Below are 20,917 nucleotides of genomic sequence, written 5' to 3'. Positions count from 1 at the left end.
GTAGGCTGCAATCTCGTCGTCTTCCCCTGTTCCACCCCGCGCCCCTTGCCCGGCGCCGGCATAAAAAAATGATGAACGCAGCACCTTCCATCCCCGAGGCCGATCTCCGGCCCGCGCCCACTTGCGGGCAATTGTTCTACGGATTCCTCATGCTTGGCCTGACGGCCTTTGGCGGCGCCCTGCCGCTGGCGCGCCGCATGGTCGTAGAAAAGCACCGCTGGCTCAGCGGCGCCGAGTTCACCGATCTGCTGGGCCTGTGCCAGTTCCTGCCCGGCGGCAACATCATCAACCTGTCGGTGGCGTTGGGCATGAAGTTTCGCGGCCCGCGCGGCGCCTTCGCGGCGCTGATGGGCCTGATCCTGGCGCCGTCCGCCATCGTGGTGCTGCTGGGCATGGTGTACGACCGCTTCCAGGACGATCCGCACATCCAGCACCTGTTCGCCGGGCTGGCCGCGGCCGCCGCGGGCCTGCTGATCTCGATGGCGGTGAAGATCGGGCTGCCGGTGCTCAAGCGCCGCGACTGGCTGGCCGGCGTGGTCGCCACGGCCTGCTTCATCGCCATCGCCGTGCTGCGCATTCCGCTGCTGCCGACCATGGCGGTGCTGACGCCGCTGAGCATCCTGATGGTCTGGAGGCAACGTCGATGATCCACACCCTGATCGCCCTGGCCCTGATCTTTTCCGAGCTGTCCGTGCTGGCATTCGGCGGCGGCAACACCATCCTGCCCGAGATGCAGCGCCAGGTGGTGGACGTGCATGGCTGGATGACGGCAGCCGATTTTTCCGCGCTGTTCGCCCTGGGGCAGGCCGCTCCGGGCCCGAACCTGATGGTGGTCACGTTGGTGGGCTGGCATGTGGCCGGCGGCCTGGGCGTGCTGGTCACCACCATCGCCAAGTTCGGCCCGTCCTCCATCATCACCGTGATTGCCCTGGGGCTCTGGGAGCGCTTCAAGGACCGCCCCTGGCGCGGGGTGATCCAGGCCGGCATCTTCCCCATGACGGTGGGGCTGGTGGCCGCCAGCGCGGCGCTCATCACTGAAGCCTCGGTGCATACCTGGCTGCTGGGCGTGATTACCGCCGTGGTCGCGCTGCTGGGCAGCGTCACCCGCATCCATCCGCTATGGCTGCTGTTCGGCGGTGCACTGGTCGGTTTGCTCGGCATCGGTTAGCGTTAGGGCCTGTTCACGTCTAAAGGAGCGCCGCATGCCGCCGCTCAAGGATTTCGATCCCGAGGACGACGCTGCTTCCGGCGCTGCCTTGCCGTTCTTCCACGCGCATCGGCGCCTGGTCGGGTGCGCCGGCTTGCTGCTGCTCACGGCGGGCGCGCTCTACGCCCTGGGCGTGCCGTGGGTCCTGGCGCTGTTGCTGGGATTCGACGCAGGGGCGCTGGTGTTCCTGCTGATGACGGCGCGGGCGTTCGGCCGGACCAGTTCTGCGGCCATGCGCCAGCACGCGCAGCAGCAGGATGTCGGCCGCACGGGCGTGCTGTGGAGCAGCGTGGCGCTGTCCTGCATGGTGATGATGGCGCTGTGGGTCGAGTTGCGGGGCGAGAGCGGCGTGGGCAGCGTACTGGCCATGCTGGCCGCCGCCGCGACCATCATCCTGTCGTGGCTCTACATGAACATGATCTTCGCGCTGCACTACGCGCATGGCTATTACGGCCATCGCAACGCCATGCACAAGGGACTGGATTTCCCGGGTACGGAAGATCCTGACTACTGGGACTTCGCCTATTTCGCGCTGGTGCTGGGCATGACGTTCCAGGTATCGGACGTGCAGATCGTGAACCGGCGCTTGCGCCGCACAGCGCTGACGCATAGTGTCATCGCGTTTTTCTTCAACGTCTTCATCATCGCCATCAGCGTGAACGTGGCGGCTGGGCGGGCCTAGGACCGCCCAGCGGGGCCACGCCTCAGGCTGCGCCCAGGCGCCACAAGGACGTGACTTCCTTCGAGCGCGCCGCGTGCAGCGGGTCGCTCGCATCTTGCGCGCGGCCATGCGTGGGCCGCGTGTCGATGCGTTCGATGACCTGCAGGCCGGCCTGGCTGATCATTTCCAGCAGCGCTTCGCGGCTGCGCAGGCCCAGGTGTTCGGCCAGGTCCGACAGGATCAGCCAGCCTTCGCCGTTGGGCGTCAGATGGGCCGCCAGTCCGTTCAGGAAACCGCGCAGCATGCGGCTGTCGGGATCGTAGACCGCATGCTCGACGGGCGAACTGGGGCGGGCCGGCAGCCAGGGCGGGTTGCAGACGATCAGCGATACCCGTCCTTCGGGGAACAGGTCCGTTTCTTCGACGTCGACCTGCTTGGACAGGCCCAGCCGCTCCAGGTTTTCGCGGGCGCAGGCCAGGGCGCGGGGATCCGTGTCGGTGGCGATGACGCGCTTGCCGCCGCGGCGTGCGATCACGGCGGCCAGCACGCCGGTGCCGGTGCCGATGTCGAAGGCCACGCTGCCGCGCGGCATCGGGGTGCGCGCCACCAGATCGACGTACTCGCCGCGCAGCGGCGAAAACACGCCGTAGTGCGGATGGATGCGGGCGTTCAGCGCGGGGATTTCGACGCCTTTCTTGCGCCATTCGAAGGCGCCGATCAGGCCTAGCAGTTCGCGCAGCGACGCGACATAGGGCTCGGCGGCCGGGCCATGGGCTTCCTCGCAGGCCAGTTGCGCGTCGGGCGCGCGGCGCAGCGGAATACCGTGGCCGGCGTCGAACGGGATCAGCAACATGCCCAGGATGCGGGCGCGCTGCGACTGGATCTGGCGGTGCTGGTTGAAGGCGTCCAGCAGGGTGTCGACGGGCTTGCGGGGGCGCTTGTCGACCCGCCGCGTCATGGCCTGCAGCAGTTGCCGCGCATTCTGGAAATCGCCGCGCCACAGCAGGCCGACGCCTTCGCAGGCCTGGCGGTAGGCCATGTCCGCCGTCATGGTGTCGTCCGCGACCACCACGCGCTTGGGCGGCGCGGCGCCGGATTCGGAGCGCCAGCGGGCGGAATGGGGGGTCTGGTTTTCTTCCCAGCGGATTTCAGGGACGGTCAACGTGTCGCTCCAGCAAGGCGGGGCGCGCGGGGCAGGGTGGTCATGGAGAAAGCAAAAAAAGGGGGCGCGGGCTGCCAATGTAGCAGCTTCACGCCCCGCCGCGGCAGGCGTGGCCTGCCGCGCCTGCCGTTGCCGGCCTTAGTGGAACAGCACCACCGCCTTCTGCAGGGTGATCCAGATGCCCCAGGCCAGCGGGATGCCCACGCAGGCCCAGGCGAATACCACCAGCGCCGCCGGCGTGCGGAACGTGGATGCGCCGACCCCGTGCGTTTCCGTGGCGACCGCGCGTTCGTGGGCCAGCGCCTTTTCGCGGGCCAGCTCATCGTCGCTCATGAAGTACTTGGCGTTCACCGGCCGGATCGCCAGGTTGCACAGAAAGCCCAGCACCAGCATGCCTGCCAGGATATACATGGTGATGTCGTACACCTGGGCGCGCGGCACGCCGATGGACAACTGGTATTCGCGGATGTAGTTCACCAGCACCGGCCCGAAAATGCCCGCCGCCGACCAGGCCGTCAGCAGCCGGCCATGGATGGCGCCCACCATCTGCGTGCCGAACAGGTCCGCCAGATAGGCCGGCACGGTGGAGAAGCCGCCGCCGTACATGGACAGGATGATGCAGAAGGCGGCCACGAACAGGGCCAGCGCGCCGATATGCGCGGTCCAGGGGATGGCCGAATACAGCGCGAAGCCCAGCACGAAGAACACGAAGTAGGTGGTCTTGCGGCCCAGCTTGTCGGACAGGCTGGCCCAGAAGAAGCGGCCGCCGATGTTGAACAGGCTGAGCAGGCCGGTGAAGCCGGCGGCGATGGCGGCGATGGCTGCCAACTGGCTCTTGTCCAGCTGCGCGTAGCCCAGTTCAGGCTGGTTGATCAGGCCGCCGCCGAACACTTCCTGCAGCAGCGGCGAGGCCATGCCCAGGATGCCGATGCCCGCAGTGACGTTCAGGCATAGCGCCCACCACACCAGCCAGAACTGCGGCACGCCCCAGACGCGCTGCACGTGCACATGGCCCTTGGTGATCATGGCGTTGCCGGCATGCTTGGCCGGCGCGGTCCAGCCTTCGGGCTTCCAGCCGGTAGGCGGCACGCGGTAGCCCAGCGCGCCCGACATCATGAAGACGAAGTACACCGCCGCCATGGTCAGGAAGGTCTGCCAGACGCCGGGTGAATCTGGCGTGGCGAAGTGGCGCATCAGCAGGTCAGCCAGCGGCGCGCCTATCATGGCGCCGCCACCAAAGCCCATGATGGCCATGCCCGTGGCCATGCCGCGGCGATCCGGGAACCACTTGATCAGCGTGCTCACGGGCGAGATGTAGCCCAGGCCCAGGCCGATGCCGCCGATGACGCCCGAACCCAGCCACAGCATCCACATCTGGTGCAAGTACACGCCGATGGCCGAGATGACCAGGCCGCCGCACCAGCACAGGGCCGACACCACGCCCGCCTTGCGCGGGCCGGCGCGTTCCAGCCAGCCGCCCCACAGCGCGGCCGAGCAGCCCAGCAGCACGAAGAACAGGGTGTACATCCACCCCATGGTCGAGATTTTCCAGTCGCAGTTGGTGGCGAACAGCTCGGCGACGAGGCTCATGTCCGCGGGGCAGGCCAGCGGCTTGGCGCCGCCCACCACCTTGGACAGCGGCAGCCAGAACACCGAGAAGCCGTAGGCCATGCCGATGCACAGGTGGATGGCCAGGGCGGCCGGCGGCACCAGCCAGCGCGAGAAGCCCGGGCCGGCGATGGTGCGTTCCTTGTCGAAAAATCCCGGCTTCGAACCGGGCAGGTCCAGCGTGGCAGTGCTTTGCATGTTGTCTCCTCTTTGGGGGCCGCTCGTTGGCGTGCGTGGTCCGGCATCCGGCCGGTCCCGCCGCCTTCTTTTGTGATGCTCTTGTTGTCTTGCGTCGCGCCGCTGCGCTAGGCCACGCGGGCCAGCGGCGTCAGGCGCTGACGGTTCTGCGTGACCGCTTCCAGCACCAGCGGATGCAGCCGTTCCCCGCCGGCATCGCCGTCGGGGTTTTGTTCGAGAAAGCCCAGGAGCTCGTTGCGCATGCGCGGCTCCCAGAACTTGTGGATATGGTTGGCCACGCCTTCCAGCGCTTCCTGCCGGTCGGGCATGGCCTCGAAGAATTGGCCGATGCGGTTGGCCATGCGGATCAGGTTGCCGATTTCCATGCTTGCGTAGGTCCGGTTCAGGAGATGATGCGTAGGGGATGGGTGTACAAGGTGGCGTCTTCGCCGCGTAGAAAGCCCAGCAGGCTGACGTTGGCCTCATGGGCCAGGCGGATGGCGAGCGCGGTGGGCGCGGAGACGGACGCCAGCACGGCGATGCCGGCGGCGGCGGTTTTCTGCACCATTTCGAAGCTGGCGCGGCTGGACACCACCACGATGCCGTCGCCGGCATGCATGGCCTGGCGCGCCAGGGCGCCGACCAGCTTGTCCAGCGCGTTGTGCCGGCCGACGTCTTCGCGCACCAGCGCCACGGCGCCGTCGGCGCCGGCCCAGCCGGCGGCGTGGGTCGCGCCCGTAAGGTCGTGCAGCGCCTGGCGGGCGCGCATGTCGCGCATGGCCGCCAGCACCGCCTGGATGCGTACCGGCGCGCCATTGGTGACGGGCGCCACCGGCCGCAGCACTTCGGGCAGTGTTTCCACGCCGCACAGGCCGCAGCCTGTGCGGCCTGCCATGGCGCGACGGCGCGACTTCAGTCGCACTTCACAGGCGCTGGAAATTTCCAGCTGGATCACGATGCCGTCGCATTGCGGCAGCAGGTCGATGCCGCGCACGTCGCTGACGCCGTCGATAATGCCTTCGGACAGCGCGAAGCCCACCGCGAAGTCCTCCAGGTCGGACGGCGTGGCCAGCATGGTGGCGTGGCTGATGCCGTTGAACTCCAGCGCCACCGGCGTTTCCTCGGCCACGGAGTCGGTTTCGACCTCGGAGACCAGGGCGCCGCCCCGCACGCGGGTGACCTGAACCTGCGTGCAGTCGGGGCGGGAAGGCGGTGGCGTGGGCATGGCGGCGTCCTGGCGGTTGAGGCGGGCGGTTATTTCCCGGTCAGCGCCGCCTCGTTTTCGCGCGAACGCTCGCGCAGCAGCTTTTGCTGGATATCCGCAAAGCGCGACCACTGGCGCTGCCATTCCGACGGTTGGGACACGCGCGTGACCTGCACGGCCGTCACCTTGTATTCGGGGCAGTTGGTGGCCCAGTCGGAACTGTCGGTGGTGACGACGTTGGCGCCGGACTCGGGGAAATGGAAGGTGGTGTATACCACGCCCGGCTGCACCCGGTCGGTCAGCGTCGCCCGCAGCACGGTCTCGCCTGCGCGGCTCTGGATGCCGACCCAGTCGCCGTCCTTCACGCCGCGGTCCTCGGCGTCCTGCGGATGCAGTTCCAGCACGTCTTCGCCATGCCACATGACGTTGGGGGTGCGCCGGGTCTGCGCGCCCACGTTGTATTGCGACAGGATGCGGCCGGTGGTCAGCAGCAGCGGGAAGCGGCGCGTGCTGCGCTCGTCCGTGGGCACGTACTTGGTGATCATGAACTTGCCCTTGCCGCGCACGAACTCGTCGATGTGCATGATGGGCGTGCCGTCGGGCGCGTCGTCGTTGCAGGGCCATTGCAGGCTGCCCAGCTTGTCGAGCTTTTCGTAGCTGACGCCGGAGAACGTGGGCGTCAGGCGCGCGATCTCGTCCATGATCTCGCGCGGATGCTTGTAGTCCATGGGATAGCCCAGCGCATTGGACAACGCCACCGTCACTTCCCAGTCGGACTTGCCGTTCTTGGGTTCCATCACCTTGCGCACGCGCGAGATGCGGCGCTCGGCGTTGGTGAAGGTGCCGTCCTTTTCCAGGAATGAGGAGCCGGGCAGGAACACGTGGGCGTACTTGGCTGTTTCATTGAGGAACAGGTCCTGCACCACGATGCATTCCATGGCCGCCAGCGAGGCTGCCACGTGCTGCGTGTTGGGGTCCGACTGCACGATGTCTTCGCCCTGGCAGTACAGGCCCTTGAAGGTCCCGCCCAGCGCGGCCTCGAACATGTTGGGGATGCGCAGGCCGGGTTCGGGCTGCAGGGTTACGCCCCAGTCCTGTTCGAACTGCGCGCGCACCGTGTTGTCGGAAATGTGGCGGTAGCCCGGCAGCTCATGCGGGAACGAGCCCATGTCGCAAGAGCCCTGCACGTTGTTCTGCCCGCGCAGCGGGTTCACGCCCACGCCTTCGCGGCCGACGTTGCCGGTGGCCATGGCCAGGTTGGCGATGGCCATGACGGTGGTGGAGCCCTGGCTGTGTTCGGTTACGCCCAGGCCGTAGTAGATGGAGCCGTTGCCGCCGGTGGCGTACAGGCGCGCCGCGCCGCGCACGGCCTGCGCCGGCACGCCGGTGATCTCTTCCATGGCTTCCGGCGAGTTTTCCGGCAGCGAGACGAAGTCGCGCCATTCCTTGAAGGCCTTGGCTTCGCAGCGCTCGGCCACGAAGTCTTCGGCGATGAGGTTTTCGGTGGCGATCACGTGCGCCAGCGAGGACAGCAGCGCGGTGTTGGTGCCGGGGCGCACCTGCAGATGGAAGTCGGCCTTGATGTGCGGCGAACTCACCAGTTCGATGCGGCGCGGATCGATCACGATCAGGCGCGCGCCCTGGCGCAGGCGGCGCTTCAGGCGCGAGGCGAACACCGGATGGCCGCTGCTGGGGTTGGCGCCCATCACGATCACCACATCGGTGTGCATGACGGAATCGAAGGTCTGCGTGCCGGCGGATTCGCCCAGCGTCTGCTTCAGGCCATAACCTGTGGGCGAATGGCAGACCCGTGCGCAGGTGTCGACGTTGTTGGTGCCGAAGGCCGCGCGCACCAGCTTCTGCACCAGCCAGGTCTCTTCGTTGGTGCAGCGCGACGAGGTGATGCCGCCGACCGCGTCGCGGCCGTACTGGTCCTGGATGCGGCGGAATTCGGAGGCCGCGTAGTTGATCGCCTCGTCCCAGGATACTTCCTTCCAGGAGTCGGTGATGTGCTTGCGGATCATGGGCTTGAGCACGCGTTCCTTGTGCGTGGCGTAGCCCCAGGCGAAGCGGCCCTTGACGCAGGAGTGGCCGCGGTTGGCCTGGCCATCCTTCCAGGGCACCATGCGCACCACTTCCTGGCCCTTCATCTCGGCCTTGAAGCCGCAGCCCACGCCGCAGTAGGCGCAGGTGGTCACGACCGAGTGTTCGGCCTGGCCCATCATGATGACGGTCTTTTCCTGCAGGGTGGAGGTTGGACAGGCTTGCACGCAGGCGCCGCAGGACACGCATTCGCTGTCCAGGAAAGGCTGGTCCTGCCCCGGCGATACGCGCGATTCGAAGCCCTTGCCGGAGATCGTCAGGGCGAAGGTGCCCTGGGTTTCCTCGCAGGCGCGCACGCAGCGGTTGCAGACAATGCACTTGGACGCGTCATAGGTGAAGTACGGATTGGACTCGTCCTTTTCGCTCTTCAGGTGGTTGGCGCCGTCGTAGCCGTAGCGCACGTTGCGCAGGCCCACTACGCCGGCCATGTCCTGCAGTTCGCAGTCGCCGTTGGCCGGGCAGGTCAGGCAGTCCAGCGGGTGGTCGGAGATGTACAGCTCCATCACGCCGCGCCGCAGGTCATGCAGCTTGGGGGTTTCGGTGTAGACCACCATGCCGTTCTCGGCCGGGGTGGTGCACGACGCGGGATAGCCGCGGCGGCCTTCGATCTGCACCAGGCACAGGCGGCACGAGCCGAAGGGTTCCAGGCTGTCGGTCGCGCACAGCTTGGGGATGTTGATGCCGGCCTCGGCGGCCGCGCGCATCAGCGACGTGCCCTCGGGCACCGTGATTTCCTGGCCGTCTATGGTCAGGGTGACGGTTACGGCGGACTCGCGCGCCGGCGTGCCCAGGTCGCGATCGCGCTTGATGACGGTTTCTAGCATGTCGGTCTCGGGTTCAGGCCGCGTGCGCGGCAGACTGGGAGGACTCGATGCCGAAGTCCTGCGGGAAGTGGTTCAGCGCGGACAGCACCGGGTAGGGCGCCATGCCCCCCAGCGCGCACAGCGATCCGCCCAGCATCGTGTCGCACAGGTCGCGCAGCAGATGCACCTGCTGTTCGCGGCCAGGGCCGCCCGCGACGATCTTGTCTATGGTTTCCACGCCGCGCGTGGAGCCGATGCGGCAAGGCGTGCATTTGCCACAGGACTCGATGGCACAGAACTCCATCGCGTAGCGCGCCATGCGCGCCATGTCGACGCTGTCGTCGAAGGCCACCAGCCCGCCGTGGCCGACCATGGCGGAGATCTGGATGTAGGCCTCGTAGTCCAGCGGCACATCCCACTGCGATTCCGGCAGATAGGCGCCCAGCGGGCCGCCCACCTGCACCGCGCGCAGCGGGCGGCCGGAGGCGCTGCCGCCGCCAAAGCCGTACAGCAGGTCGCGCAGGCTCAGGCCGAAGGCTTTCTCGACCAGGCCGCCGTGCTTGAGATTGCCGGCCAGCTGGAACGGCAGCGTGCCGTGCGAGCGACCCACGCCGTAGTCGCGGTAGTAGGCCGCGCCCTTGGCCAGGATGATGGGCACGGTCGCCAGCGAAATCACGTTGTTGATCACGGTGGGCTTGCCGAACAGGCCCGAGATCGCCGGCAGCGGCGGCTTGGCGCGGACCACGCCGCGCTTGCCCTCGAGGCTTTCCAGCAGCGAGGTTTCCTCGCCGCAGATGTAGGCGCCCGCGCCCTTGCGCACTTCCAGGTCGAAGCGGCGGCCGCTGCCGTGCACGTCCTCGCCCAGCCAGCCCACGCTGCGCGCCCGCGCGATGGCGGCTTCCAGGGTGTCGATGGCTTGCGGATATTCGGAGCGCACGTAGATGTAGCCGTAGGTCGCGCCCACCGCCAGGCCGGCGATGGTCATGCCTTCGATCAGCACATAGGGGTCGCCTTCCATCAGCAGGCGGTCGGCGAAGGTGCCGGAGTCGCCTTCGTCGGCGTTGCAGACGATGTACTTCTGGTCGCCGGGAGTGCCGGCCACCGTCTTCCATTTGATGCCGGTGGGGAACGCCGCGCCGCCGCGGCCGCGCAGGCCCGAAGCCACCATTTCATCGACGATCTGCCCCGGCTCCATCGTCAGGGCGCGTTGCAGGCCCTGCAGGCCGCCATGGGCGGCATAGTCCTGCAACGACAGCGGGTCGGTCACGCCGACGCGGGCGAAGGTCAGGCGTTCCTGCTGCTTCAGGTAGGGGATTTCTTCGGTCAGGCCCAGGCGCAGCGGGTGCTCGCCGCCGGCCAGCCAGTCCGCGTCGAACAGCGCGGCCACGTCCTCGGGCTGCACCGGCCCGTAGGCGATGCGGCCTTGCGGCGTGGCGATTTCGACCAGAGGTTCCAGCCACAGCAGGCCGCGCGAACCGTTGCGCACGATCTGCACCGACAGGCCGCGGGCGTCGGCGGCGCGTTCGATGTCGCGCGCCACCGTGTCCGCGTCCATGGCCAATGCCGCGGCGTCGCGCGGCACGTAGATGACGATGGGGGAGCTCATGATTGGCCCTCCAGCGTGCGGGCCAGCAGACGGTCCAGCTTTTCCGGCGTGACGCGGGCATGGGGCCGGCCGTCGATCATCACCGCCGGCGACTGGGCGCACAGGCCCAGGCAGTACACCGGCTCCAGGGTGAAATCGCCGTTCTTGCTGTTGGCGTGGAAATCACAGCCCAGCGCCGTGCGCGCATGGGCGGCGAGGTGTTCGCCGCCCATGGCCTGACAGGCTTCGGCGCGGCAGACCTCCAGGGTATGGCGCGCCGCGGGTTCGCTGCGGAAATGGGGATAGAAGGTGATGACGCCGTGGACCTCGGCGCGGGACAGGTTCAGGGCCTCGGCGATGGTCTGCACCGCCGGGGCCGGAATACAGCCCAGTTCATGCTGGACCGCATGCAGCACAGGGAGCAGCGGGCCGGGCTGGTCCTTCAACCGGGCGAGTATGCGGGCGGTGGCCGCGATGGCCGGGGTGGGGGACGCTTGGGCCGCGTCCAGGGCCATCTGGCCGCCGCGGGCGCCGCCGCTGGACGCCAGATCGGATGTTGCCTCGCGCTGATGCACGTCGGTCTCCTCCTGTGTTGCTGTTGGGTCGGGCTGGATTCTGTTGGGTTATATGTTTTTAAAAGCATATAAAAACCCTTCCAGCCGCATTATTTGTGTACTCTAGCGGGGTAATTCACCGTCTTCAATAAGAAATAAATGACATATAAGTTCCGTATCGGCTTGCGGCCGCAATGGAGCCTGGGCGGAGACGACGACCCGGCGCCCGTGCCGCTGCAGGACATGCTGGCGCTGCTGTCGGCGATCGACGCCACCGGCAACATCGCCGGCGCCTGTCGCGCCTGTGGCCTGTCGTACCGGCACGCCTGGGGCGTGCTGCGCCGTTTCGAGGCCATCTTCGGCACGCAATTGCTCATCACCAACCGCCGCCAGGGCACGCAGTTGGCGCCTTTCGCGCAACGCCTGCTGTGGGCCAACCGCCGTATCGAGGCGCGCCTGATGCCGACGCTGGACAGCATGGCGTCGGAGCTCCAGGAAGAGCTGGAGCGCCTGCTGCCCGAAAGCGGCCCGCACCTGCGGCTGCACGCCAGCCACGGCTTTGCCGTGGAATCGCTGATGCAGCACATGGGCAACCGCAAGCCGGGCCTGGAACTGCGCTACCGCACCGCCATCGAGGCGCTGGCCTCGCTGGAGCGGCACGAGTGCGACCTGGCGGGCTTCCAGGTGCCGCTAGGCGATTTCGAAGCGCCCATCATGGAACGCTACGCGCAATGGCTGCACGCGGACGAATACATGCTGATCCATCTGGCGGTGCGCAATGCCGGCCTGTTCGTCACCGCCGGCAATCCCAAGCAGATACGCGGCATGGCGGACCTGGCGCGGCCCGACGTGCGCTTCGTCAACCGCCAGATCGGTTCCAGCACCCGCTATCTGGTGGGCCTGATGCTGCAGCGGGCGGGGGTCTCGATCAGCGAGGTCCAGGGCTACGAAACCAATGAATTCACCCACATGGCCATCGCCGCGCATATCGCCAGCGGCATGGCCGACACGGGCGTGGGGGTGGAGACGGCCGCCTGCCGCTTCGGCCTGGACTTCATCCCGCTGGTGCGCGAGCGCTACTTCTTCGCCATCCGCAAGTCCTCGCTGGAAACGCCGGCCATGCGCGACCTGCTGTCCATCATGCGCAGTCCCGACTACGTCGGCTACGTCAGCCAGCTGGCGGGATATGACGCCCAGGATACGGGCCGGCTGCAGTCCCTGCAGGAGGCTTTTCCATGAGCGCGGAACGCGATGCGCCGGGATATGATGTCCCCATGAGCAAAGTGATTTTCCTCGCCGATCGCCGGACCGGTCCGCTGGCCCCTGCCGTGCCCGGCGAACTGCCGCCGCACGGACAGCCGGCGCTGGACGCGCGCACGCGTCCCCTGCGCGATCTGCGGATCTCGGTCACGGACCGCTGTAACTTCCGTTGCACCTACTGCATGCCGCGCGAAGTCTTCGACAGCAGCTACACCTTCATGCCGCATGCGGCGTTGTTGTCGTTCGAGGAAATCAGCCGCCTGGCCGGCATCTTCACGCAGCTGGGTGTGGAAAAGATCCGCCTGACCGGCGGCGAACCGCTGCTGCGCAAGCACATCGAGAACCTGGTGGGCCAACTGGCGGAACTGCGCACGCCTGCGGGCCGTCCGCTGGACCTGACCCTGACCACCAACGGCAGCATGCTGGCGCGCAAGGCCGCCGCGCTCAAGAGCGCCGGACTCACGCGCGTGACCGTCAGCCTGGACGCGCTGGATCCGGCCATGTTCCAGGGCATGAGCGACAGCGGCTTCACGCCCGATGACGTGCTGCGCGGCGTCGACGCAGCAGCTGAAGCCGGGCTGGCGCCGGTCAAGGTCAACATGGTGGTGCGGCGCGGCCTGAACGACGGCCAGATCCTGCCCATGGCCGAACGCTTCCGCCATTCCGGCCACATCCTGCGTTTCATCGAATACATGGACGTGGGCAACACCAACGGCTGGAATCTGGCCGAGGTGGTGCCCAGCCAGGAAGTGCTGGACCGCATCGGCGCGGCCTACCCGCTGGAGCCGGTGGCCAGTGGCGAAATGGGCCGCGTAGCCGAACGTTGGCGTTACCTGGACGGCGGCGGCGAGATCGGCGTCATCTCCAGCGTCACCCACGCCTTCTGCGGCGGCTGTACGCGCGCGCGCCTGTCGCCGGAAGGCAAGCTCTTCCTGTGCCTGTTCGCGCACGACGGCTACGACCTGCGCGCCCCGCTGCGCGACGGCGCCAGCGATGCCGAACTTGCCGGCATCATCGCGGGCATCTGGGCGGGCCGCAACGACCATTATTCCGAGCTGCGCGGCCGCAACATGGCCGATCCGGCGCGCAAGATCGAGATGAGCTACATCGGTGGCTGAAGCGCCTGCCAGCAAGGGAATTGCGGGCCTGATCCTCGCGGGTGGCCAGGGCGCGCGCATGAACGGACAGGACAAGGGCCTGGTGATGCTGCACGGCGAACCCATGGTGGCGCACGCGGCGCGCCGGCTGGCGCCGCAGGTATCGCGCCTGGTCATCAGCGCCAACCGCCACCTGGACCTCTATGCCCGCTACGGCGAAGTAGTGCAGGACGGGGAAGCCGAATTGGGGGCCTGGCAAGGGCCGCTTCTGGGCATCGCGGCAGGTTTGGCAGCGACGCAGCAGGAGGCCTGGCTGGTAGTGGTTCCCTGCGATACACCCTTCCTACCCCAAGACCTGGCCGCGCGCCTGGTCGGCGCGGCAGAGTCCGCCAAGGCGCCGATGGCTTATGCGATGGCCGGCGGGCAGCGGCATTCGGCCTGCATGGCCCTGCGCACGTCGCTGTTGCCCAATCTGCTGGAGTACCTGCGAGCCGGGGACCGCAAGGTGGGACTGTGGCAGGCGAGAGTGGGCGCGGTCGAAGCCTGCTTCGACGACGCGCCCGATGCCTTCATGAACGTCAACACGCCAGAGGAACTGGCGGCTGCCGAGCGCTACGCCAGCCAGTGACGCAGGTCGTAGTAGGCGACTCTGTCCTGGTCCTGCACTGGCACGTCGGCCGGCAGGCGGGCCAGGCCCGTGGCCCAGGGCAGCGAACTGATCACGCCTGAACCCTGGTGGCCGTAAGGCACCAGTTCGGCGCTGCCGTCGTCGGCCAGGCGGCGCTGCACGCGCAGGAATTCCTCGCGGCTGTCCTGGCGCGGATGCTCGGTGCGCAGCGGCAGCTGGCTGGTCGGCGGGAACAGCGTGTCGCGGCCCTGCATGCGGCGCATCAGCGGCGTCACCAGCAGGGTGAACACGGCGTAGGCCGACACGGGGTTGCCGGGCAGGCCGACCACGGGCTTGCCGTCGATCTGCGCCAGCGCCACCGGCTTGCCCGGCTTCATGCGCACCTTCCAGAGCGCGAGCTCGCCGCCCAGCGAGGCCAGCGCGGGCTTGACCAGATCGCGTTCGCCCACCGACACGCCGCCCACGCTAACCACCAGGTCGCAATCGGCCAGCAGCGTCTTGAAGGCGGCCTGCAGGTCGGCCTCGGTGTCGCGGGCGTGCAGCACGTGCACCGGCAGGGCGCCCATGCCGCGCGCCAGCGCGGCCAGCATGGGGCCGTTGGAGTTGTAGATCTGTTCGGCCGCGCGCGGCTGGCCGGGCAGCACCAGCTCGTCGCCGGTGGTCAGGATGCCCACGCGCAACTGGCCGACGACCCGCACGCGGGCCAGGCCTTGCGAGGCCAGCAACGCCACGTGAGCCGCTTCCAGCATGGTGCCCGCGGCCAGCAGCGGCGCCCCGGCCATGGTGTCTTCGCCGCGGCGGCGGATGTGTTGGCCGGGTTTGGGCGCGCGCGAGATTTCCACCTGGCCGTTGGCTTCGGTAGTGTCTTCCTGCATGACGACCGTATCCGCGCCTTCCGGGATCAGGCTGCCGGTGAACAGGCGGATGGCGTGGCCGGGCTTGAGCGGCTCGGGCATTTCGCCGGCATAGCAGCGCTGCTGGATGGGCAGGCGCACGCCGGCGCCCCAATCGGCCACGCGCAGGGCATAGCCGTCCATGGCGCTGTTGTCGGCCGGCGGGATGTCCACGGTGGCGCTGAGGTCGGCGGCCAGCACGCGGCCGGCGGTATCGGCCAGGCTCACCTCTTCGCTGCGTTGCAGCGGACCCGCGGCATTGGCCAGCAGGGTCTGGGCTTGATCAAAATCCAGCATGGGTCAGTTGTCTTCTTCGCGTTGCTTGAATTGGGTGGCGAAATTGCAGGGGCGATGGCTGCTGTCCAGCTGTTCGCGGATGATCTGCGACCAGGCGGTTTCGCACGCATTGTTGGACCCGGGCAGGCAGAAGATCAGCGTCTGGTTGGCCGAACCCGCAAGAGCGCGCGACTGGATGGTGGAGCTGCCGATCTCGGTGTAGGAGATCTGGCGGAACAGTTCGCCGAAGCCGGGGATTTCGCGGTCCAGCAGGGGCATGATGGCCTCGGGCGTGTGGTCGCGATGCGAGAAGCCCGTGCCGCCCGTGGTCAGGATCACCTGCACCTCGGGATCGGCGATCCAGTCGCTGATGACGCGGCGGATCTGATAGATGTCGTCCTTGACCAGGTCGCGGCGCACGCACTGATGGCCGGCATGCGCCAGGCTATGGGCCAGCAGGTTGCCGGAGGTGTCGTCGCCCGCGCTGCGGGTGTCGCTGACCGTCAGCACGGCGCAGGCCAGCGAAACAAGGCTTTCGTCGCTCATGGATTTTCCTCTTCTATTTCTAGACGGTGGTGTCTTCATCCCAGGACTGCGTGCGGTCCTGGTCGGATTGGCGTTGCTCCACCCAGAAGCTGCTGCCGCCCGCCAGGGTTTCGCGCTTCCAGAAGGGCGCGCGGGTCTTGAGCGCGTCGATGATGTATTCGCAGCCGCGGAAGGCGTCGCCACGGTGGGCGCTGGCCGCCGCCACGAAGACGATCTGGGCGTTGCGGTGCAGCGCGCCGACCCGGTGCACGATGACCGTGCCGTCCAGGTGCCAGCGCGCGCGGGCGGTCGCGGCGATCTCTTCGAGTTCGCTTTCGCACATGCCCGGGTAGTGTTCGAGAAAGAGCGTGTCGGTGGGCGTGTCGGGCGCGTAGTCGCGCACATAGCCCACGAACGTGACGATGCCGCCCACGCCCGGGCCGGCGCTTTCCCGCAGCGCGGCCGTGAGCGCGGCGCCGTCGAAATCGGCTTCCTGGACGCTGATCATGGCGTTCAACCTCCGGTGACGGGTTCGAATACCGCGACCTCGTCGCCCGCCCGGATGGGCGCGGACGGCTTGGCGTGGGTCTGGTTGATGGCCAGCTTCAGGCGCGCGGAGGGCGCCAGCTGGGGGTAGCGTTCGCCCAGCGCGGCAAGCAGCTGCGCGCCGGTGGACTCGGCCTCCAGGGGCCAGGCTTCGGAGCGCTTGCCGACCAGTTCGGCGACGCGCGCGAAGTAAAGAAGATTAATCGTTGCGCCATTCACCGCTTTTTCCTCCTGCCTTGTACTTAAGGCGAACTTGCTCGATGACGATGCCTTTGTCGGCAGCCTTGCACATGTCGTAGATGGTCAGCGCGGCAACGCTGCAGGCCATCATGGCTTCCATTTCCACGCCGGTCTTGTAGCTGGTGCGGCAGGTGGCCAGCACGTCGATGCGATGCCCGGCGTCGTCCAGCGCGAACTCGACGCCGACGAAGGCCAGCGGCAGGCTGTGGCACAGCGGGATGGTGTCGGCGCAGCGCTTGGCGGCCAGGATGGCGGCGACGCGGGCAGTGTTGAGGACTTCGCCCTTGCCTTGGCCCGGCTGGGTCAGGAGGCCGTAGGCGACGGCGTTCATGCGCACGCTGGCGGTGGCGATCGCCACGCGCTCGGTGTCCGTCTTGGCGATGACGTCGACCATGCGGACCTGTCCGGCTTCATCCAGGTGGCTCAAGGTTGGGGTGGGCGTGGACATGGGAATCGGGAGCGATAATTGTTAATGATTGAAAAGGGCGGTCCCGGCTGGCCGGATCGGCCCATCGATACGCCTATGATAGACGAGCGGTGCAGGGGGCGCGATAATCGCGCCTGTAGTCATTAGAAGGACGGAAACGCTCGCCCTTCAATTCGTATCAGGAGACGCGCAATGCCCTTGCGGATGCCCAAGCTTCGGTTAACCCGCCGGGTCGGCAAGATTCTTCTGGGTATCGCGGCATTCGTACTTATCCTTTTCGGGGTTGCCGCCTGGCAGGTCCCCAAAGTGCTGCACAACGTCCTGGTGCAGGACGTCTCCAAGATGATCGGGCGGGACGTCTCCGTCGGCGACATCAGCTTCAATCCCTTCACGCTGACCGTCCGGGCGCGCGATCTGGCCGTGGCCCAGCCCGATTCGCAGACGCCGCTGTTGACGCTGGCCGAGCTGGACGTCAGCGCGGCCTGGACTTCCCTGTTCTGGTTTGCGCCGGTCGTCGATCGAATGACGCTGCGCGAGCCTAACATCGCCATCGTCCGCGAGGACGTCACGCGATTCAATTTCTCTGATATTCAGCAACGAGTGGCCGAATTGACGGCCGCCCAGCCCGAGGAACCGCCCAAGCCGGACGAAGGGCTGCCGCGCTTTTCGCTGAACAACATGGTGATCGAGAACGGCTCGATCACGCTGGACGACAAGGTCACCGGCCGCAAGCAGGTCGTCGATGAAGTGGGCGTGGGCGTGCCGTTCATTTCCACTTTCGGCTACGCCACCGACATCGACGTGCAGCCGCGCGTGCACTTGCGCATCAACGGTAGCCCCTTTGACCTGACCGGCGTGGCGCGGCCGTTCGACAAGGTGCCCTCATCGACGCTGCGCGTGGCCTTCAACGGCCTGCAGCTGGAAAAGTGGGCGGATGTCTGGCCCATGCCGCTGCCGTTCAAGGTGGAGAGCGCGTTGCTGGATTCGAACCTGCAAGTGGTGTTCGAACAGCCCAAGGACGCGTCGCCCAAGATCCGCGTGGTCGGCGACCTGGGCCTGCGCCGGCTGGATCTGCGCGACACTTCCGGCGCCAACCTCGCCGCCTGGAGCGCGCTGACGGTCACCCGCCTGGAACTGGAACCCATTGCGCGCCACGCCTATGTGGGCGAGGTGGGGCTGTGGGCGCCGCAGATCCATGTGCGCCGCTACGCCAATCAGAATCTGAACTGGCTGGACGTGGTTGCCGGGCTGAAGCGGCTGGGCGGGGTCGAGCCGACCGCCACGCCGGTGGCTGACAAGCTGCGCAAAGCCAGCGGACTGGATCCTGCCAAGGCGGGCAAGGCCGGCCCGGCCGCTGCTGCGGCCAAGGCCGCGCCGGCCGAGACGGCAACGCCGGGATCCGCCGCCAAGGGCGCCGCTCCTGCAGCCGCCGCGGCGACGGGGGCGCCTGCCGCTGCCGCGGCATCCCCGGCCGTGCCCGCTGCATCCGCGGGCGCGCCGGCGGCAACCTCCACGCCTGCCGCGACGCCATCCGACGCGTCTGCCGCCGCAAACGCTACCGCAGCGGCCAGCGCTCCCGCCACTCCGTCCGCCACGACTCCCGCAGCGCCCGCCACCGCCGACGCCGCAGCCCCCCAGCCGGCGCCCGCGCCGGCGGAATGGAAGGTCGAACTGGACGCCTTCAATCTGCACGAAGGCGAGGTCTACGTCACCGACGCGGTCAGCAAGCTGGATTACGTGATGACCGGCCTGGCCGCGACGGTCGAGGGCGTGGCCCTGCCGCAGGTGCCGGGCCAGCCCATCAATCTGTGGCTGACCATGGACAACAGCACCGACGGTGGCTGGCTGCGCGCCAAGGGGCCACTGGTCCTCAAGCCGCTGTCGCTGGAACTGGGTGTGCGTCTGGGCAACATTGCGCTGGCGCCCCTGGCGCCGGCCGTGCGCAACGCGGCGCCGATCTTATTGCTGGACGGCCGCCTGGCCGCCAGCGCGCAGGTCCATGTGCTGGAAAAGAACGGCGCCGTGGACGCGTCGGCCAGCGCCGTGCAGGCCGATCTCACGCAGTTCAAGGCCCGCGATGAATCCCTCAAGCCGGCCGTGGACATTGCGCTGCAGAGCTTGCGCGTGACTGCCGATCGCCTGGCCATGGGGCCGGGACAAAGCAATTTCACCCTGGCCGCTGCCGGCATCCAGGGCAACGGCAAGCTGGATCTCAAGGGCGCATTCACGCCGCAGCCGCTGACCGTGAAAACCTCGGTGGACCTGTCGGAACTGAACGTCGCGTCCTTCGCGCCGTACGCCGCCTCCAGCCTGAACGCCACGGTGCGCGCCATTACGCTGGGCGCCAAGGGCAACGCGGAGTTCGCCGCCGCGGCGGGCTCGGCTCCGATGAAGGCCAGCTGGAAGGGCGGCGTCGAAGTCACCGGCGTGGACCTGCAGGACCGGGTCAACCAGGACGATTTCCTGAACTGGAAACGCCTGGGCTTCAGCGGCATGGACATTTCGGTGGCGGGCGACAAGATCGGCGCCAAGCTGGGTGATATCGCGCTCGAGGATTTCTACGGGCGCGTGCTGCTCAATGCGCAAGGCCGCCTGAACGTCATGGATCTGGTGGCGGCCCCAGGCCAGGCCGGTGGGTCCATCACCCAGGACACGCAGACCCCTGGCCGCAGTGCCGCACCGCCGCCTGCGGCGGCTGCCGCCAAGGGCGGGGGCATGCCGGACATCTCGGTCAACAGCGTCACCCTGAACCGTGGCCGCATGACATTCACGGACCGCTTCGTCAAACCCAACTACGTGGCTGAGCTGTCCAGTATCGAAGGCTCGATCACGGCGGTATCGTCCACCAATCCCCAGCCCGCCAAGGTCAAGGTCACCGGCCGCGTCTACACCACGGCGCCGCTGTCGATCAGCGGCGTGGTGCAGCCTTTCGCCAAGTACCTGTCGCTGGACCTGAAGGCCTCGGCCAAGGGCGTGGACCTGCCGCGCTTCAACACCTATTCCGCCAAGTACGTGGGCTACCCCATCAAGCGCGGCAAGCTGTCGGTGGACCTGGAATACAAGATCAAGGACCGCGCGCTGCAGGCGACCAACCACGTGGTGCTCAACCAGCTGACCTTCGGCGACAAGACCAACAGCCCCGACGCGACCAAGCTGCCGGTGCTGCTGGCCGTGGCGCTGCTGAAGGATTCGCGCGGCAACATCGACATCAACCTGCCGATCTCCGGTTCACTGGACGACCCGGAGTTCTCGGTGGGCGGCATCGTGGTGCGTGTGCTGCTGAACCTGGTGGTCAAGGCCGTCACCTCGCCGTTCAGTCTGCTGGCCTCGGCCTTTGGCGGCGGCGAGGAGCTGTCCTACGTCGAGTTCGCGCCCGGCAGCGCGGCGCTGACCGAGGACAGCCAGCAGCGCATCGACACGCTGATCAAGGCTTTGACGGACCGTCCGGCCCTGAAGATGGACATCAGCGGCCGTGCCGACCCGAAGACCGACATGGAAGGCCTGCGCCAGGCCTGGGTCGACGCCAAGATCCGCGCCGCCAAGGCTGCCGACGTCGCGCCGCGCGGCAAGAAGCCGAACCCGGCGGGCGTCGAGGTATCGGGCGCGGAGCGCGCCAAGTACCTGGAAGAGGTCTACGACGACACGGACATCAAGGACAAGCCGCGCAACTTCATCGGCATGTCCAAGTCCGTGCCGGCGGCGCAGATGGAGGAGATGCTGCGCAGCGTGGCGCCCGTGGGCGACGAGCAGTTGCGCCAACTGGCCGATGCGCGCGCGCAGGCGGTTTATGAGAAGCTGCAAGCCCAGGAAGGACTCGCGGATCGCGTGTTCATCGTTGCGCCGCAACTGGACGCGGATGGCATCAAGGACGAGGGGCAACCCTCGCGCGTGGACTTCTCCCTGAAGTGAACCAGGCTGGTTTGGGAGGCGGCCGCTGGTCGCCCCTGCCAGCTTTTTGCCA

19 protein-coding genes are annotated in these 20,917 nt (G+C 67.7%); 7 read left to right on the top strand and 12 right to left on the bottom strand.

Annotated elements, in window-relative coordinates; translation table 11 throughout:
* Positions 1-68 precede the first annotated feature (68 nt).
* The 3 genes from IPU70_RS05745 to IPU70_RS05735 are packed head-to-tail and all read left to right on the top strand — an operon-like array spanning position 69 to position 1,889.
* On the top strand, positions 69-647 hold the full coding sequence (locus IPU70_RS05745; RefSeq protein WP_207465665.1) for a chromate transporter: 579 nt from the start codon (positions 69-71) through the stop codon (positions 645-647).
* On the top strand, positions 644-1,168 hold the full coding sequence (locus IPU70_RS05740; protein WP_013395800.1) for a chromate transporter: 525 nt from the start codon (positions 644-646) through the stop codon (positions 1,166-1,168). Before IPU70_RS05745 ends, IPU70_RS05740 begins: the two co-directional genes overlap by 4 nt.
* Before the next feature lie 34 nt (positions 1,169-1,202).
* On the top strand, positions 1,203-1,889 hold the full coding sequence (locus IPU70_RS05735; protein ID WP_207465664.1) for a DUF1345 domain-containing protein: 687 nt from the start codon (positions 1,203-1,205) through the stop codon (positions 1,887-1,889).
* A 22-nt stretch (positions 1,890-1,911) separates the two neighbouring features.
* Here the strand turns inward: IPU70_RS05735 and IPU70_RS05730 are convergent, their stop codons facing one another.
* The 7 genes from IPU70_RS05730 to IPU70_RS05700 all read right to left on the bottom strand — a co-directional run bounded on the left by IPU70_RS05730 (position 1,912) and on the right by IPU70_RS05700 (position 11,085).
* The gene (locus IPU70_RS05730) at positions 1,912-3,030 is read right to left on the bottom strand and encodes a class I SAM-dependent methyltransferase (protein ID WP_207465663.1); all 1,119 of its coding nucleotides are present in this window, start codon (positions 3,028-3,030) and stop codon (positions 1,912-1,914) included.
* 138 nt (positions 3,031-3,168) lie between these two features.
* Positions 3,169-4,836, bottom strand: coding sequence for an OFA family MFS transporter (locus IPU70_RS05725; RefSeq protein ID WP_207465662.1), 1,668 nt, complete (start codon positions 4,834-4,836; stop codon positions 3,169-3,171).
* Between the two features lie 107 nt (positions 4,837-4,943).
* On the bottom strand, positions 4,944-5,201 hold the full coding sequence (locus IPU70_RS05720; protein WP_207465661.1) for a formate dehydrogenase subunit delta: 258 nt from the start codon (positions 5,199-5,201) through the stop codon (positions 4,944-4,946).
* Between the two features lie 17 nt (positions 5,202-5,218).
* Positions 5,219-6,040: a formate dehydrogenase accessory sulfurtransferase FdhD gene (fdhD, locus tag IPU70_RS05715; RefSeq protein ID WP_207465659.1), complete on the bottom strand. Its 822-nt coding sequence runs from the start codon at positions 6,038-6,040 to the stop codon at positions 5,219-5,221.
* Positions 6,041-6,069: 29 nt separating this feature from the next.
* On the bottom strand, positions 6,070-8,946 hold the full coding sequence (gene fdhF / locus IPU70_RS05710; RefSeq protein WP_207465657.1) for a formate dehydrogenase subunit alpha: 2,877 nt from the start codon (positions 8,944-8,946) through the stop codon (positions 6,070-6,072).
* Positions 8,947-8,959: 13 nt separating this feature from the next.
* Entirely contained in the window at positions 8,960-10,531 is a 1,572-nt protein-coding gene (locus IPU70_RS05705; RefSeq protein ID WP_207465655.1) for an NADH-quinone oxidoreductase subunit NuoF, read from the bottom strand.
* Positions 10,528-11,085 carry a formate dehydrogenase subunit gamma gene (locus IPU70_RS05700; protein WP_207465653.1) on the bottom strand — a complete coding sequence of 186 codons (558 nt, stop codon included), beginning with the start codon at positions 11,083-11,085 and terminating at the stop codon, positions 10,528-10,530. The genes IPU70_RS05705 and IPU70_RS05700 overlap by 4 nt, the downstream gene beginning before the upstream one ends.
* Positions 11,086-11,223: 138 nt before the next feature.
* On the opposite strand from IPU70_RS05700, the gene IPU70_RS05695 reads away from it, so the two are divergent.
* From IPU70_RS05695 to mobA, 3 genes are read left to right on the top strand one after another with little or no spacing between them, the layout of a single operon-like run.
* Complete coding sequence (locus tag IPU70_RS05695) at positions 11,224-12,303, top strand: substrate-binding domain-containing protein (RefSeq protein ID WP_013395791.1); 1,080 nt, start codon at positions 11,224-11,226, stop codon at positions 12,301-12,303.
* A gap of 35 nt (positions 12,304-12,338) precedes the next feature.
* A complete protein-coding gene (moaA, locus tag IPU70_RS05690) occupies positions 12,339-13,442 on the top strand; it encodes a GTP 3',8-cyclase MoaA (protein ID WP_207465651.1) in 1,104 nt (367 codons plus the stop codon).
* A complete protein-coding gene (mobA, locus tag IPU70_RS05685; RefSeq protein WP_207465649.1) occupies positions 13,435-14,049 on the top strand; it encodes a molybdenum cofactor guanylyltransferase MobA in 615 nt (204 codons plus the stop codon). The genes moaA and mobA overlap by 8 nt, the downstream gene beginning before the upstream one ends.
* Here the strand turns inward: mobA and glp are convergent.
* From glp to moaC, 5 genes are read right to left on the bottom strand one after another with little or no spacing between them, the layout of a single operon-like run.
* Positions 14,034-15,239, bottom strand: a complete 1,206-nt coding sequence (gene glp, locus IPU70_RS05680; RefSeq protein WP_207465647.1) for a gephyrin-like molybdotransferase Glp — start codon at positions 15,237-15,239, stop codon at positions 14,034-14,036. The genes mobA and glp overlap by 16 nt on opposite strands.
* 3 nt (positions 15,240-15,242) lie before the next feature.
* Positions 15,243-15,764 (bottom strand): molybdenum cofactor biosynthesis protein B, encoded by a 522-nt coding sequence (gene moaB / locus IPU70_RS05675; protein ID WP_013395787.1) that lies wholly within the window; start codon positions 15,762-15,764, stop codon positions 15,243-15,245.
* A 19-nt stretch (positions 15,765-15,783) separates the two neighbouring features.
* Positions 15,784-16,251: a molybdenum cofactor biosynthesis protein MoaE gene (locus tag IPU70_RS05670; RefSeq protein ID WP_207465645.1), complete on the bottom strand. Its 468-nt coding sequence runs from the start codon at positions 16,249-16,251 to the stop codon at positions 15,784-15,786.
* Positions 16,252-16,256: 5 nt separating this feature from the next.
* Positions 16,257-16,508 (bottom strand): MoaD/ThiS family protein, encoded by a 252-nt coding sequence (locus tag IPU70_RS05665; protein ID WP_013395785.1) that lies wholly within the window; start codon positions 16,506-16,508, stop codon positions 16,257-16,259.
* The gene (gene moaC / locus IPU70_RS05660; protein WP_207465643.1) at positions 16,489-16,977 is read right to left on the bottom strand and encodes a cyclic pyranopterin monophosphate synthase MoaC; all 489 of its coding nucleotides are present in this window, start codon (positions 16,975-16,977) and stop codon (positions 16,489-16,491) included. Before moaC ends, IPU70_RS05665 begins: the two co-directional genes overlap by 20 nt.
* 171 nt (positions 16,978-17,148) lie before the next feature.
* On the opposite strand from moaC, the gene IPU70_RS05655 reads away from it, so the two are divergent.
* Positions 17,149-20,865: a DUF748 domain-containing protein gene (locus IPU70_RS05655; RefSeq protein ID WP_207465641.1), complete on the top strand. Its 3,717-nt coding sequence runs from the start codon at positions 17,149-17,151 to the stop codon at positions 20,863-20,865.
* The last annotated feature ends 52 nt before the right edge of the window (positions 20,866-20,917 follow it).

Source organism: Achromobacter sp. SD115, assembly GCF_017355315.1.
Taxonomy (GTDB): domain Bacteria; phylum Pseudomonadota; class Gammaproteobacteria; order Burkholderiales; family Burkholderiaceae_B; genus Achromobacter; species Achromobacter xylosoxidans_B.
This window is presented reverse-complemented; position numbering and strand designations above follow the sequence as displayed.